Origin of the sequence: Sphingomonas kyeonggiensis (assembly GCF_014204495.1) — a bacterium.
In the GTDB taxonomy this organism is placed as follows: Bacteria; Pseudomonadota; Alphaproteobacteria; order Sphingomonadales; family Sphingomonadaceae; genus Sphingomonas; species Sphingomonas kyeonggiensis_A.
This window is the reverse complement of the sequence record NZ_JACHLN010000001.1, coordinates 54,159-67,890: the sequence shown is the minus strand read 5'-3', so window position 1 is coordinate 67,890 and position 13,732 is coordinate 54,159. Positions and strand designations below refer to the sequence as shown.

Genomic DNA, 13,732 nt, shown 5'->3' with positions numbered 1-13,732 from the left:
CACCATGAGCTTATCGCGGTCAGAAAAATTGAGGTCGATGCTCGACGCATGGGAGCCGCACAGCGTTGCGACCAGTGCCTATCTCAAGACCCTCGGAATAACGTCGCAAGATCTTCAGAACTACACCTCATCGCGCTGGCTGACGTCGCTCGGCCGTGGCGCCTTCAAGCGACCGATGGAGACGGTGACGTGGCAGGGCGCCCTGCACAGCCTGCAGGCCCAGCTGCGGCTGCCAGTCCATGTAGGGGCGCTGACCGCGCTCGAGATGTCGGGCAACAGCCATTATGTCCGGTTCGCCAGCACCAAGGCTTATCTGTTCTCGCCGCTCAACGTCGCGCTGCCCCTCTGGTTCAGAACCCATTGGGGCGATGATGTCCGGCATGTTCAGACCAAGCTCCTGCCTCCCGACCTCGGGCTGACGGAGCAGCAGGCGCCCGAAGGCTTCGCGTTGAAGACATCCGGCGTGGAACGCGCCGCCCTGGAGCTGCTGCATCTCGCCCCGAAGGAGTTCGACCTCGTCGAGGCAGGAATGATCATCGAGAGCATGACTTCGATACGGCCCAAACTCATGCAGAGCCTGCTGGAGCAGTGCGCCTCCATCAAGGTGCGCAGGCTGTTCCTCTACCTTGCGGAACGCGCCAACCTGCCGGTGATGCGCCATCTCGACCTTGACGGGATCGATCTTGGGACCGGCGATCGCAGCCTCGTGCCGAACGGCCGCTATGTCGCGAAATATCAGCTGCTGCTTCCCAGGGAGCTGGTCGATCGTGGCTGAACCCTATCGCGACCAGGTCCGGCTGCTGCTCGACATCCTGCCGCTGGTGATGGCGGAGCCGGTCTTCGCGCTGAAGGGCGGCACTGCCATCAACTTGTTCGAATGGGACTTGCCGCGCCTGTCGGTCGATATCGACCTGACCTATCTCCCAAACCATGACCGCAAGGAATCGCTCGCCGCAATCGGCGAAGCCCTTGCGCGCATCGGTGCCGAGATCGAGCGGCGATTGCCGCCGACCCGCGTGACCCAGGCGCGACAGGGTGGCGAGGGCATGGAGGTGAAGCTCAATTGCCAGCGCATCCGCACGCAGGTGAAGATCGAGGTCAATCCATCGCTCCGGGGTCACTTGTTCCCGGTGCGCGACCTAGCCTGCTCCGATCAGGTGCAGGAACAATTCGAAGTCTTTGCGGAGGCGCGATGCGTGTCACACGGCGAGCTGTTCGGCGGGAAGATCTGCGCTGCGCTTGACCGGCAGCATCCCCGCGACCTGTTCGACGTCAGGCGTCTGCTCGACCGGGAAGGCCTAGCGGACGAGGTTCGCCTGGGCGCGATCGCCGGCTTCGTCAGCCATGGTCGCCCGATTGCCGAACTCGTCGATCCCGCGCGCAAGGATCAGCGCGAGACCTTCCGGTCCCAGTTCGAAGGAATGCCCTTCGAACCTTTCACCTATGACGATCACGAGGCGACGCTCAATCGCCTGGTCAACGCCCTGCGCGGATCGTTCACCGATGACGATCGAGCCTTTCTCCTGTCCTTCGAGGCCGGCGATCCGGACTGGAGCCGCTTTCCAATCGCAGCGCTGGCCGAGTTGCCCGCGCCGCAGTTCAAACTGATGAACATCCGCAAATTCCGTGAAGCCAGTCCGGAGCGCCACGGGGCGATTCTAAGCGCGCTGGAGAAGTCGCTGATATAAGGTTTGCCACCCGCATACCTGTCCGAAATTTGTAGTCATATTTCGGACAAAGCCCCAACCAGCCCGACGTAAGAAGGACTCGAACCACCCCGTCCATTTACGTCCAGCCTTTTCCAGAAAATCAGGTTGTGCTAATGGTGGTCCCGGCGATTTTCCGGCCCGGATTTTGGCTGCAAAATCAACCGCTTAGGTGTTTTTCCAGAAAGCTCTTCTGGGCACCATTTTCCTGTCTCACAGGATCCCAGAACCTCGACGAAAACGGCAGAAATCTGCCATTTTCGCTAGGTTCTGTCCGAAACGATCCTAGCAGGTTTCAGTCGATCCCAGGGGCCATATGGGCCACCATCCGGGCCTAATATGGCCCGGGAAAATTGATGGCCCGGTGGGCCATTTCGACTGAAAGATGGGCGCCATCCGAACAGAACCGATCGAATCGGGAGTTTGGGTTATGGCTTTGAAAGACATGGAAATCCGCGCCCTCCAGCCGCGGGATCGCATCTACAAGAAAGCAGACGAGCGCGGCCTCTATATCGAGGTGCATCCGAGCGGCTCGAAACTCTGGCGCTTCAAGTACGGCTACCTCGGCAAGGACAAGCGGCTGGCCCTGGGACGCTACCCGGAGGTCACTCTGGCGGAGGCGAGGCAGAAGCGCGAGGAGGCGCGGCAGAAGCTGCGCGATGGCGTGGATCCGCTCGCCGAACGCAAGCGCGCCAAGCTCATGGCCCACTATAAAGCTGCGAATACCTTCGGCGATGTGGCCCGGGAATATATCCAGAAAATGATCGCCGAGGGCCGCGCGACCTCGACGACCTCCAAAGCCGATTGGTTGCTGGAGCAGTTGCAGCCACTTTGCGGACAGCCGATCGCCGATCTGAAGCCGATTGACGTACTCGCCGCGCTGAAGCGCCTCGAAGCGAAGGGCAAGCTGGAGACCGCGCGTCGCTGCAGATCCTTTGCCGGCCGAGTATTTCGCTATGGCGTGGCGACCGGCAGGGCCGAGCACGATCCGACTCCAGTCCTGCGCGGGGCATTGATCACTCCCAAGACCACGCACCATGCGGCGATTCTCGATCCGACAGCCTTCGGGGAACTGCTGCGGGCGATAGAAGCCTATCCTGGCCACCGGATCACCAGGCTTGCGGCGCAGATATCGCCGCATCTGATGGCGCGGCCGGGCGAGATCAGGCAGGCGGTGTGGCCCGAGATCGACTTTGAGAATTCCGTGTGGCGGATACCTGCCACCAGGATGAAGATGCGGCGGCCGCACGCCATTCCGCTATCGCGGCAAGTGAAGGCGATGCTCGAAGAGCTTCACGAACTGACTGGTCCGGAAGGCTTCATCTTCCCGGCATTTCACACCTCTCGTCGGCCGCTCAGCGAGAATACCATAAATCAGGCGTTCCGACGCATGGGCTATGCTGCCGGGGAAGTGACTGCGCATGGTCTGCGAACGACCGCTTCGACCCTGCTGAACGAAAGCGGCAAGTGGAGCCCGGATGCAATCGAGCGTTCGCTGGCGCATGCGGACAAGGACGCGGTGCGTGGCACCTATAACCGCGGCGCCTATTGGAATGAGAGAGTCGCCATGCACCAATGGTGGAGCGACTATCTCGACGAACTGCGTGACGGCCCTTCTGGAGAACATGCGGGAGTAGCGCCGGTGCCGTGCCGCGATAGCGCGCGTAGCACGATCGGAAGACTGTCTCGTAAGGCTTAGGAAGGGGAACAGCCAAGTTCGAAGCGGATGGTGACTTTGGCTCGGCCGGCGGCCTTACTGTGCAAATTCTACACTCTACAGCGCAAGGCCGCCGCCACTTCGCGGCGCATGGTTGCGCCCCGTGAGACTCATGCTCAGCCCCTCCGTTGGCCAAGCCGGGAAACCGAACATCAGGCGCTGCTGGTCCCATTCCATCGGCATGCTCGCCTCCAAGAGAGTCCGGCGCGTGAAACCCGGCGGCTGGAGACCGTCCATAATGGCGGCCACTATGTCGGGTGCCAGATAGTTGAGCTGGATCAGCCGTGAGAAGTAGGATGCGCCACGTCCCATCTCCCGCGCCACCTCCGCGACGGTCTTGTCTCGATTGGCATAGATCGCCTCGCGCGCGGCGCTTGCTTCCTCCAGCAACTTCAGCAGCCGAGGGTCGGGAGCAATGGCGTCTGCCGTCCGTGGTGGAATGGGCAGGATCAGTCGCCGCGTCTCCCGTACCAATGCTGCCGGTGCATCCAGGACGTAGACGCGCGACATGACGCGCCCCGGTATCTCAACCGATGGCCGCAGCAATCCCACGCCATCCCAGGCGAGCAATCGATCAAGTTCAAAGCAGGAGATCAGCAACCGGACCTTCTCCCGGTCCAGTTCCGCACGCCGCACAACACATTTCAGCACCGCGGCCAGACGCTCGCGTTCCATACCATCGAGCCAACGGGAGATCGTCGGTCCAGACTTGAGGGCCATCTCGATCGACGCGTCCAGAATGCCAAGTTCCGCGAGCGCCTCCGAGAGACGCGGTCGATTGGTGAGAAGGCTGCGCAAGGCTGTGACCGCAAGTGCTTCCACCTCTCCCGCGTTCACGCGGATCACCTTCAGGTGTTGGCGTCGCGCGTCACGGGACAGCTCGGTAGAGTAATAGTCCCACCGCCGGCCTTCGCGAATTTGTCCGTCCGGATGCATTCGCCGGCCATGGGAATCGAAAAGCAGGCCTTTCAGCAGCGCGCCGCTATGTCCGCGCGGAATCTGACATTCGTGTCGCAGAGCGCGTTTAGCTTGGACGCGGTCCCACTGCTCGCGCGTGACCAGGGCCGGATGTTCTCCGGGATACCACTCGCCCTTATATTCAATGAAGCCGAGATAGAGCGGGTTGGTCAGTATTCGGTGCAACAAGCCCGGCCCGAACAGATGCCCGCCCAATATCCTGCCATCCCGTGCAACCGAGGTCTTGTTGCGAACGCCCTGAGCACGCAACTCCTGCAGAAGTTGGTTGCCCGAAACCGCCTCAGGATAGCGCGCATAGATGTCGCGTACGATCGCCGCCTCGACCTCATGCGCGATCAGTTTCTTGTCGACCTTGGCATAGCCGAAGGGGGTCTTGCCGCCAGTCCATTTGCCCCGCCGCTTGAGCGTCGCGAACCGATCGCGCAGGCGATCCGACAATAGCTCGCGCTCAAACTGGGCGAAGGTCAGCAGGACATTGAGCACCAAGCGGCCCATACTGTCGGATGTGTCGAAGGCCTGGGTGATACTGACGAAAGAGACCTTGAAACGCTCAAGGGTGTCGATCAGCCGGACGAAATCCAGAAGAGATCGCGACAGCCGGTCGATCTTGTAAATCACTACGACATCGACGCGGCCGGCCTCGATGTCGGTCAGCAAGTCCTGAAGGGCTGGTCGGACCAGATTCGCGCCCGACCAGCCTCCATCGTCATAGCGCTTCGGTAGTTCGATCCAGCCTTTGTGTTTCTGACTGCGGATATAGGCCGAACACGTGTCCCGCTGCGATTCCAGCGAGTTTACCTCCCGGTCGAGCCCCTCCTCGGTGCTCTTGCGAGTGTAAATCGCGCAACGAAACACGGGCTTCGGTTCGGAGCCTGCCATGACGCGCCTCCAAGCTGGCAGAGCGTCTCACATGTCACGACAATTGCCTCTCCCTAATCCTTCGTGCGTTCAGGGCTTGCGACGAGCTGCCCAGACAAGGCCGGCCACGGCTGTGACGAGCGATGCTAGGCCAAGCAGAAAGCCATCGCTGAGGATAAGCATGTCGGTACTCCTTTCATCGGAGTCGACGTATGTTCACTTAATGTTCCAACATTGCAAGCGATGCCGAGGCGGGTTTCGATCGTGCAGCGCCCCGGCCATAGGCTCCGTCAGATTTGAACCGAGTGAACATGGTCTCGCGCGAGGAACTGTATCAGCTGGTATGGGCAGAGCCGATGACCAAGGTGTCAGCGCGCTTTGGTGTTTCGGGCAGCTATATGGCTCGCATTTGCGATGCGATGAACGTGCCGCGACCCGGCCGCGGCCACTGGACCAAGCTCGAGCTTGGCAAAGCGGATCCCGCCCCGCCCTTGCCGGCGGCTAAAGACGCTGATCCTTTGGTCTGGCCAAGCGCGGACATGACCGTTCCCAAGGCACGGCCGCTTGCACGGAAGGTGCGTATGTCGCCGGGAAAGCCGGGACGCGTGCGGACCCATTCGGCGCGGCTTACTGACCTGCTTCGACGGAGTAGAACATCGGGTTGTGCAGCCAGGCGTTGATTGCGGACTCCCGCCAGCCGGCACAGCGAGTGCTGATCTGGACGTTCTTGGGGAAGGTGCCGTTCTGCATTTTGCGGTAGAGGGTCGAGCGGCTGAGGCCGGTGCGCTCAAGGACGCTCTTGATCCGGAGGATGCGGTCTGGAGTGTCGGTTTGCATTGGTATCACCTTGCATCTTCTGTGTCTGACTGATGCTCCCCGGGTTGAGTGAGCAGCGTTTTCGGCTTGGGCAAGGGGTGCTCGCGGCGGTCGCGTAGGTGGGCGAGCGTCGGCGTGGATGCGCGCAGATAAAGGCAGTTCTCGATTTTCGACGGTCGTGTGTCAGGGCGTCTCACCCCTGCGGTGCGATCGCGCTCTACGCCGCTTGGCGGCGCCGAGTCGCTGCGCGTCTCGGTCCATCCGGATGACGATCGCTGACATGTTGGCCGGCGGGAGCCGGCGCAGAACGGAACGCGATGTCTGATGAGCGTTCGCTGGCGGACTTCTGCGAAACCGCCAGGGTCCGCAGCGCCTCTTGTTTTCCGCGTGACACACTCGATCCGGCCGGAAGGCGCGGCGGCGGCTGGCGCACGGTCGCGCGCGCACGCCGCCGCGACGGCCGGCCGGATTCGAGGGTGCATGTTTGATAGGCGCCTGGGGCGCTGGGCAGCGCTTCGCGCTGAGATCTGTGGACAGCGCTGACGCGCTGGCGTTGGGCCTCCGGCTCGATCTGGCGGGTGGGCGTCGCTGCCCTGTGATCCCGCCGCGGCGTGCCGCAACCCGGCGTTGCCGGCTCCTCCACGCTGTTTCGGCCCTGCGGGTGCATCCCGCCTCTGCCGGCGAGATCGTCGGACCGCTCCTGCCGCCCACCCGCCATTCCGGCGCCGGTTGCGGTGGTTTGAGGAGCAGGAAGATGGAGACGACCAGAACCAACCGTGAGAGCCTCTATGCCGAGGTGACCGCGCGGGTGATTGCCGAGCTGGAGCAGGGGCGGCTGCCCTGGGTACAGCCTTGGGACAGCGCGGCGTGCGGCTGCACCATGCCGCATAACGCGGGAACGGGGCGACGCTATTCGGGGATCAATGTGCTGATCCTCTGGGCAGCCGTCATTGAGGGCGGCTATGCCTCGCAGCGCTGGCTGACCTATCGGCAGGCCAATGCGCTTGGCGGCAATGTCCGCAAGGGCGAGCGCGGCACCACCATCTGCTATGCCGATCGCTTCACGCCCAAGGACGAAGCCGAGCGCGCGCGGAGCGAGGACCGCGAGGCGCGGCAGCTGGCGTTCCTGAAGCGCTTCACCGTCTTCAACATCGACCAGTGCGAGGGCCTGCCGGACAAGGTGACGGCGCTTCCTGCGATGGCAACCGAGCGCGAGACAATCCCTTTGGCCGAGGCGGTGATTGCAGCCACCGGCGCAGACTTCCGGATCGGCGGCAGCGAAGCCTATTATTCCCCGCCGCATGACTATGTGCAGGTACCGCCGCAAGCGGCCTTTCCCGCGCCAATCAACTGGTACCGCACCGCGCTGCACGAGCTGGGGCATTGGACCGGCCATGCGAGCCGTCTCGATCGCAACCAGCGCGGCGGCTTCGGCAGTGCCGACTATGCCCGCGAGGAGCTGGTGGCCGAGATGGCGAGTGCCTTTACCTGTGCATCGCTGTCGATCTCACCGACGGTGCGGCATTCCGATTATATCGGGGCGTGGCTTGCCGTGCTGCGCGAGGACGAAAAGGCAATCTTCCGCGCCGCGAGCGCTGCCAGCAAGGCGGCAGACTATCTGCTCGGCTTTGTCCAAGCCGAACCGGATCAACGCCAGCAATGATCCTCGGGTTATGGACCGGATAGGCCTTGCCATCCGGTCCGCGCCTGCCACAGGTTGAAGCTGTCTTATGCGAACCGATCTCGACCATCTGCCACAGGCCAAGCAGCGCGAGCTGGCCCATGTCGTGCGCATCCTTTTCGAGGAATTCGCCGAGATCACCGCGCGCACCACCGATCCCAGGAAGAAGGCGGCGCGGATCCTCAAGCTGGTGTTGTTCGGCTCCTATGCGCGCGGCGACTGGGTCGATGATCCGATCGGCGGCTATCACTCCGATTACGACATTCTCGTCGTCGTCAATGACGAGCGGCTGACCGATATCACCGAATATTGGGGTGCGGCCGATGACCGGCTGATGCGTGAAGTGACCATCGCGCAGACACTGAGCGCACCGGTCAACTTCATCGTCCACACCCTCACCGACGTGAATAAGCAGCTCGAGCGCGGCCGGCCGTTCTTTGTCGATATCCTCAAGCAAGGCATCGCGCTCTACGAAGCCGAGGGGTTTGGGTTTGCAGCGCCTCAGAATTTGCCGCCTGAGGAGGCGCGCGCTGAGGCGCGGGGCTATTTTGACGAATGGTTTCCGGCCGCAACGCAGCGCCTCGAGGGTGCTCTCTTCTATCTCGAAAAGGGCTATTTGAAGGATGCGGCGTTTGACTTTCACCAAGCTGCCGAGCGCCTTTATCACTGCACTCTGCTCGTGCTCACGCTCTACAGCCCCAAATCGCACAAGCTGAACTTCCTGCGGTCGCGTGCGGAGGACATCGCGCCGTCGCTAATCGAAGCGTGGCCCCGCGACGACAAGGACAGCCGACGGCGCTTCGAACTGCTGCGCCAAGCATATGTGAACGCGCGCTACTCGCCGCACTACAAGATCACCGCTGAAGAGCTAACCTGGCTAGGCGAACGGGTTGCGATGCTGCGCGATCTGGTTCGCGCGGTATGCGAGGAGCGCCTCGCCTGATGCTCAGGGGCTACACGGACCGCCGCCTGCCGAACGGCACTATCTCCTGAATGGCTCGCAGGCGATGCCATCACCGTCCCCGTCCATGTGCGCACCATAGCCGGGCTGTCCGCGGTGCAGCGGGGCCGCGCCCGCACGACGAGCCTCCGCGCAATTGCGATAGCTCCATCCGGTGACAGCTTTCGGTGCCGAAACTGGTCGAGCGCGCCGAGCCGACGGCGAAGCAGAAACGGCCTGGGGTGGCTTCGCTACGCCACAATCTGTGCCGACCAAACCGAACTGATCCCAATCTGCCCGGTAGATTGCGTGCCCGCCCGCAAGCTGCGCGCATGACAGATCGACTCCGTTTACCTGCACCCGAGCCAGCGTTCGGCCATATACATCACGGCCTTGGCGATCGATCGACGCGGGGCCGCGAGATAGAACTTCCAATGCTCGCTTTGATTCCAGCGGATCACCAGGAGCGCAATCGCGCCCGTCCTGGCAATGCCCTGGCAACTCCGGCGCATCGATTCCTATCAGGCGAATGAGCTCCTGGTCGCAGCGGAGCGTGTCGCCGTCCACGGCGATCAAGACGCAGGCGAGGACGAGGAAAGACATATAATCAAACTTGCGCAGCAGCGTTAAAATCGCGTTGCTGCACGCCCCACCGATCCCTGTTCGCCGGACATATTCGGAAATCTCGCAGCTTGGATCAGCTTCATGCGATTTGCGCGCCGGGCGTATCGCGCCCGGCGCGCAAATGCTTGTTACGAAGCGCTCGCTTTCGCACGCGGCTTGCGTGTCGGAGACGGGGCCGGCGTTGCGGCCGCGCCCGACTTGGCCGCGCGGCCCTTCGCGCCCAGCCCGATCTTGTGCGCCATCTGCCGACGCGCTTCTGAATAGTTCGGGGCGACCATCGGGTAGTCCGGGCGAAGGTTGTAGCGCTCGCGATACTCTTCCGGTGTCAGGCCATGGGTGGAGAGATGGCGACGCAGCGTCTTGTAGGGCTTGCCGTCGATCATCGAGATGATGTGATCTTTCGAGCCGAGCGACTTCCGTACCGAGACAGCTGGCGTGTATTCGGACTCACTGCCGGCTTCATCGACTGCGTCAGTTGTGGGCGCCGCTTTTCCATCGAGTTCGATAACAGTCGCGTGCATCGTGCGCAGGAATGCAGGCACATCCTCTGCGTTCACGCGGTTGTTCTGATTGCCAAGCCAGGCAATCGTGAGTTCTGCGGCCAGCTCGACGGCGTTCAGGGAGTTCTCGTCCGACATTCGCGACCCTTCCTTAGTTGGCGCAGCGCGATATCGGATTTGATAGCTGCACGCCTGGTCGCCGTCCCTGTCGTATATTGATTGGCGATGCAACCAACTCCCGGTCAACCATCTCTTTCATTGCCGAATGCGCGCTTTCCGCGCCGGCGCCATAGCACAAGTGCTTGGTCGCGATCCTCGCCTTGCAAAGTCGCGGCGGCGCTCGTCAGCAAACCGAAGATCACTGCGCGATCGTCATCGGTCAGTTCGACCAAGCCCGCTTTTGCAACCAGTCCGCCCAGTTCGATCAGCTGCCGCGTGCGCTCGCGTCGTTTCACGACCCAGGCTCGCTTATCCCGGCGCGCGATCTGCGCTTGCGGGCGATGCCGCGCCGCCAGCGCGTGCCGAAACGACACCTGATTCCTGCGCATTCGCTCCGGCATTCTTGCGGCTCTTGCTCTGAAAGAATGCGGCGCCGCGTTTGCGCCATGCCTCCTTCGTCGGCGCGTCCTTCATCTCGACCGCAGCGAGCAGCGCGCCGGCCAGATGCTCGGGCGACAGCGTGTCCGCACCGGTAACGGTCACCAGCTCGCCTAGCTGGTGAAGCTTTTGCTGCTGAAGCTGCCTGGCCTTGTCGGCCAGCGCTTTCAGCTCGACATCGAAATCCCGGGGTTTGCGCATGGATCGTCCTTTGCGTTGTACGGCAAGGACGAACCAGTTATCGCTGCTCTCGATCAGCGACAACGCCCTGAAATCTCTTGGGATTGCGCAGTCCCGAGAAAGATGAATTCTTTCGAGGGCGCGCTTATACGTCGTGCCGACGTGGCTTGCTGGGTGTAATTGGATTGCCGTCATGGCGATCTACCACTTCTCTGCCAAAGTCATCTCGCGCGCTGCCGGGTCGAGCGCGTTGGCGTCGGCAGCGTACCGCTCGGCCTCGCGGCTCTACGATCAGCGGCTCGATCGGCACCACGATTTCTCGAACAAGGCTGGCGTCGTCCACTCCGAGGTGATGTTGCCGGAGGGCGCCCCCGAGCATCTCTCCGACCGCGAGCGACTCTGGAACGCGGTCGAAGCGGCCGAGCTGCGCAAGGACGCGCAGCTGGCGCGCGAGATCGAGTTCGCGATTCCCAGGGAGATGACCAAGGAACAGGGCATCGAGTTGGCCCGCGACTTTGTGCAAGGTGAGTTTGTCGATCGCGGAATGATCGCCGATCTGAATGTCCATTGGGATATCGGCGCCGACGGCGCGCCCAAACCGCACGCGCACGTGATGCTGACGATGCGCGAGGTCGGCGAGGACGGGTTCGGAAGCAAGAACCGTGATTGGAACCGTACTGACCTACTGGAGAAATGGCGCGAGCGCTGGAGCGAGCACGTCAACGCCCGGCTTGCCGAACTCGATATCGACGCGCGGATCGATCACCGCTCGCTTGAGGCGCAAGGCATCGACCTGGAGCCTCAGCACAAGATCGGGCCGGCGGCATCGCGCATGGCCGCTCAGGGCCTGGAGTCCGAGCGCCTCGCCGAGCATCTCGAAATCGCCCGCGCCAATGGCGAGAAGATCATCGCCAATCCGGGAATCGCGCTCGACGCGATCACGCACCAGCAGGCAACATTCACCACGCGCGACCTTGCCCGGTTCATCCACCGGCACAGCGACGGCAAGGAACAGTTCGATCGGGCGATGGGCGCGGTCCAGTCGTCGCCAGACCTGGTGGCGCTGGGCAAGGATGGACGCGGCGAGGACCGGTTCACCAGCCGGGAGATGATCAATACCGAGCAGCGGCTGGAGCACGCCGCCCTACGCCTCGCGGACCGGTCGGATCATCGTCTCCCGGCAACAACGATGGACAGCGCCATCGATGCCGCCGGGAGGAACGGCCTTGTGCTCGGGGGAGAGCAGAAGGCCGCTTTCGATCATATAGTGCGCCCTCGGGATCTCGCCATCGTCACCGGCTACGCGGGCACCGGTAAGTCGGCGATGCTGGGTGTCGCACGCGACGCCTGGGAAGGGGCCGGCTATGCGGTTCAGGGCTTGGCGCTATCCGGCATCGCGGCCGAGAATCTTGAGAGCGGGTCGGGCATCGCGTCACGCACGATCGCGTCGATCGAGCATCAATGGGGACAGGGCCGCGACCTGCTGACCCCGAATCATGTGCTTGTGATTGACGAAGCTGGGATGATCGGCTCACGCCAGATGGAGCGCGTTCTCTCGGAGGCCGAGAAGCGCGGCGCCAAGGTCGTCCTGATCGGCGATCCCGAACAGCTCCAGGCGATCGAGGCGGGTGCCGCATTCCGCTCGGTTGCCGAATGGCATGGCAGCGTCGAGATCACCGAGGTCCGCCGCCAGCGTGAAGACTGGCAGCGCGATGCAACGCGACATCTTGCAACCGGGCGGACGGGTGAAGCGATCCAGGCATATTACGAGCGTGATGCGGTGCGTTCCGCCGCGACGCGGGACGAGGCTCGCGATGCGTTGATCGGTCGCTGGGATCGCGACCGCATGGCCGATCCGGACGCCTCCCGCATCATCCTCACGCACACGCGCGACGAGGTCCAAGCGCTTAATAGCGCCGCGCGCGATCGGCTGCGTGCTGGCGGGGCGCTCGGCGAAGATGTCGCCATCTCCACCGAGCGCGGCTCGCGCGAGTTCGCGACCGGCGACCGGGTCATGTTCCTCAAGAACGAGCGTAGCCTTGGCGTGAAGAACGGGACGCTCGGGACCGTGGAGAGCGCCAGCACGGTGTGCATGGCGGTGCAGCTCGACGATGGCCGCTCGGTCGCGTTCGACTTCAAGGACTATGCGCAGATCGATCACGGCTATGCCGCCACCATCCACAAGGCGCAGGGCATGACCGTCGATCGCACGCATGTGCTTGCGACACCGGGAATGGACAGTCATTCCGCCTATGTCGCGCTGTCGCGTCACCGCGACCGCGTTGATCTCCATTATGGCCAAGACGAATTTGCGGATCAGGGAAGACTCGTCCGCACGCTGTCGCGCGACCGCGCCAAGGACATGGCGAGCGACTATGCGCATGGGCCGGAACGCCAGTTTGCCGATCGCCGGGGCATCAGCTTCCGCGAGCGCGTTGCTGACTTGGTCCGTAAGGTGCCGGAGAAGGTGCGCGGCATGTTCGACGGGTTGCGCCTGCCGGTCGAGCGCCAGGTTGACCTGGCGAGATCGCTTGAGGACGAAGCGCGTCAGGCGCGGAGGAATATCGTCGTGCGGCACGCCCGCGCGGTGGTGAGTATCTTCGAGAGCTTCGACAAGGGACACGCCGCGGACCTCGGCCAGGTGCAGGAGATTCGCGAGGCCCGCAAAGACCTGAACGCGCTGCGTGAGCACGCCTCGCACGACCTCGAAACCGCGTACAAGAAGGATCCGTCGCTCGCGCGCGAGGCGGCGGGCGGCAGCTTCAAGCGTGCGATGCGGGCAATGCAGCTTGAAGCCGAGATTCGCGCAGATCCGGCGATGCGTGCCGACCGGTTCGTCGAGCGTTGGAATAAGCTCAGCGGTCAGGCCGATCGGGCGTATGTCACGGGCGACTTCGCGGCCCGGAGATCGGCCCAGAACGAGATGGCAGGAATGGCGAAGAGCCTGGAACGCGATCCGCAGCTGGAATCTCTTCTCGCTGCGCGGAAGGTCGAGTTGGGCATCTCCCTCGATTCAGGGCGTAGGCTCGGGGCTGAGCTTGCCTTCAACCACGGCATCGACTTTGGACGGGGCCGGGGCCTTGGTCGCTAGCTACCGTAAGTCGGCTTTGCGGCCTAAAATGATCCCGAAAGCAG

The 13,732-nt window shown here is 63.0% G+C and carries 12 protein-coding genes; 6 read left to right on the top strand and 6 right to left on the bottom strand.

What is annotated here, in order from left to right; all coding sequences use genetic code 11:
• Window positions 1-4: 4 nt before the first annotated feature.
• The 3 genes from HNP52_RS00305 (at window position 5) to HNP52_RS00295 (ending at window position 3,405) form a co-directional block, all read left to right on the top strand.
• Window positions 5-775: a type IV toxin-antitoxin system AbiEi family antitoxin gene (locus HNP52_RS00305; RefSeq protein WP_184160854.1), complete on the top strand. Its 771-nt coding sequence runs from the start codon at window positions 5-7 to the stop codon at window positions 773-775.
• Window positions 768-1,688: a nucleotidyl transferase AbiEii/AbiGii toxin family protein gene (locus tag HNP52_RS00300; RefSeq protein WP_311768372.1), complete on the top strand. Its 921-nt coding sequence runs from the start codon at window positions 768-770 to the stop codon at window positions 1,686-1,688. The genes HNP52_RS00305 and HNP52_RS00300 overlap by 8 nt, the downstream gene beginning before the upstream one ends.
• A gap of 448 nt (window positions 1,689-2,136) precedes the next feature.
• A complete protein-coding gene (locus HNP52_RS00295) occupies window positions 2,137-3,405 on the top strand; it encodes an integrase arm-type DNA-binding domain-containing protein (RefSeq protein WP_184160851.1) in 1,269 nt (422 codons plus the stop codon).
• A 75-nt stretch (window positions 3,406-3,480) separates the two neighbouring features.
• Here the strand turns inward: HNP52_RS00295 and HNP52_RS00290 are convergent, their stop codons facing one another.
• Both HNP52_RS00290 and HNP52_RS00285 read right to left on the bottom strand, forming a co-directional pair.
• Window positions 3,481-5,280 carry a recombinase family protein gene (locus HNP52_RS00290; protein ID WP_184160848.1) on the bottom strand — a complete coding sequence of 600 codons (1,800 nt, stop codon included), beginning with the start codon at window positions 5,278-5,280 and terminating at the stop codon, window positions 3,481-3,483.
• 606 nt (window positions 5,281-5,886) lie between these two features.
• A complete protein-coding gene (locus HNP52_RS00285) occupies window positions 5,887-6,096 on the bottom strand; it encodes an AlpA family transcriptional regulator (RefSeq protein ID WP_184160845.1) in 210 nt (69 codons plus the stop codon).
• Window positions 6,097-6,829: 733 nt separating this feature from the next.
• On the opposite strand from HNP52_RS00285, the gene HNP52_RS00280 reads away from it, so the two are divergent.
• Window positions 6,830-7,738, top strand: coding sequence for an ArdC family protein (locus HNP52_RS00280; protein ID WP_184160842.1), 909 nt, complete (start codon window positions 6,830-6,832; stop codon window positions 7,736-7,738).
• A 67-nt stretch (window positions 7,739-7,805) separates the two neighbouring features.
• On the top strand, window positions 7,806-8,699 hold the full coding sequence (locus HNP52_RS00275) for a HEPN domain-containing protein (protein ID WP_184160840.1): 894 nt from the start codon (window positions 7,806-7,808) through the stop codon (window positions 8,697-8,699).
• Between the two features lie 39 nt (window positions 8,700-8,738).
• Here HNP52_RS00275 and HNP52_RS23245 read toward each other — a convergent pair whose 3' ends face one another.
• From HNP52_RS23245 to HNP52_RS00255, 4 genes are all read right to left on the bottom strand, one after another.
• Entirely contained in the window at window positions 8,739-9,299 is a 561-nt protein-coding gene (locus HNP52_RS23245; RefSeq protein WP_311768371.1) for a thermonuclease family protein, read from the bottom strand.
• Between the two features lie 149 nt (window positions 9,300-9,448).
• The gene (locus HNP52_RS00265) at window positions 9,449-9,958 is read right to left on the bottom strand and encodes a MucR family transcriptional regulator (RefSeq protein WP_184160837.1); all 510 of its coding nucleotides are present in this window, start codon (window positions 9,956-9,958) and stop codon (window positions 9,449-9,451) included.
• 104 nt (window positions 9,959-10,062) lie between these two features.
• Window positions 10,063-10,275, bottom strand: coding sequence for a conjugal transfer protein TraD (locus HNP52_RS00260; RefSeq protein WP_311768370.1), 213 nt, complete (start codon window positions 10,273-10,275; stop codon window positions 10,063-10,065).
• A 13-nt stretch (window positions 10,276-10,288) separates the two neighbouring features.
• Complete coding sequence (locus HNP52_RS00255) at window positions 10,289-10,681, bottom strand: conjugal transfer protein TraD (RefSeq protein WP_409372576.1); 393 nt, start codon at window positions 10,679-10,681, stop codon at window positions 10,289-10,291.
• Between the two features lie 109 nt (window positions 10,682-10,790).
• On the opposite strand from HNP52_RS00255, the gene traA reads away from it, so the two are divergent.
• Window positions 10,791-13,688, top strand: a complete 2,898-nt coding sequence (gene traA / locus HNP52_RS00250; RefSeq protein WP_184160831.1) for a Ti-type conjugative transfer relaxase TraA — start codon at window positions 10,791-10,793, stop codon at window positions 13,686-13,688.
• The last annotated feature ends 44 nt before the right edge of the window (window positions 13,689-13,732 follow it).

Bases quoted from the DNA above. Each gene is read 5' to 3' on its own strand.
- HNP52_RS00305 (WP_184160854.1), top strand. From the start codon at position 5: ATGAGCTTATCGCGGTCAGAAAAATTGAGGTCGATGCTCGACGCATGG.
- HNP52_RS00295 (WP_184160851.1), top strand. From the start codon at position 2,137: ATGGCTTTGAAAGACATGGAAATCCGCGCCCTCCAGCCGCGGGATCGC.
- HNP52_RS00290 (WP_184160848.1), bottom strand. From the start codon at position 5,280: ATGGCAGGCTCCGAACCGAAGCCCGTGTTTCGTTGCGCGATTTACACT.
- HNP52_RS00285 (WP_184160845.1), bottom strand. From the start codon at position 6,096: ATGCAAACCGACACTCCAGACCGCATCCTCCGGATCAAGAGCGTCCTT.
- HNP52_RS00280 (WP_184160842.1), top strand. From the start codon at position 6,830: ATGGAGACGACCAGAACCAACCGTGAGAGCCTCTATGCCGAGGTGACC.
- HNP52_RS00275 (WP_184160840.1), top strand. From the start codon at position 7,806: ATGCGAACCGATCTCGACCATCTGCCACAGGCCAAGCAGCGCGAGCTG.
- HNP52_RS23245 (WP_311768371.1), bottom strand. From the start codon at position 9,299: ATGTCTTTCCTCGTCCTCGCCTGCGTCTTGATCGCCGTGGACGGCGAC.
- HNP52_RS00265 (WP_184160837.1), bottom strand. From the start codon at position 9,958: ATGTCGGACGAGAACTCCCTGAACGCCGTCGAGCTGGCCGCAGAACTC.
- traA (WP_184160831.1), top strand. From the start codon at position 10,791: ATGGCGATCTACCACTTCTCTGCCAAAGTCATCTCGCGCGCTGCCGGG.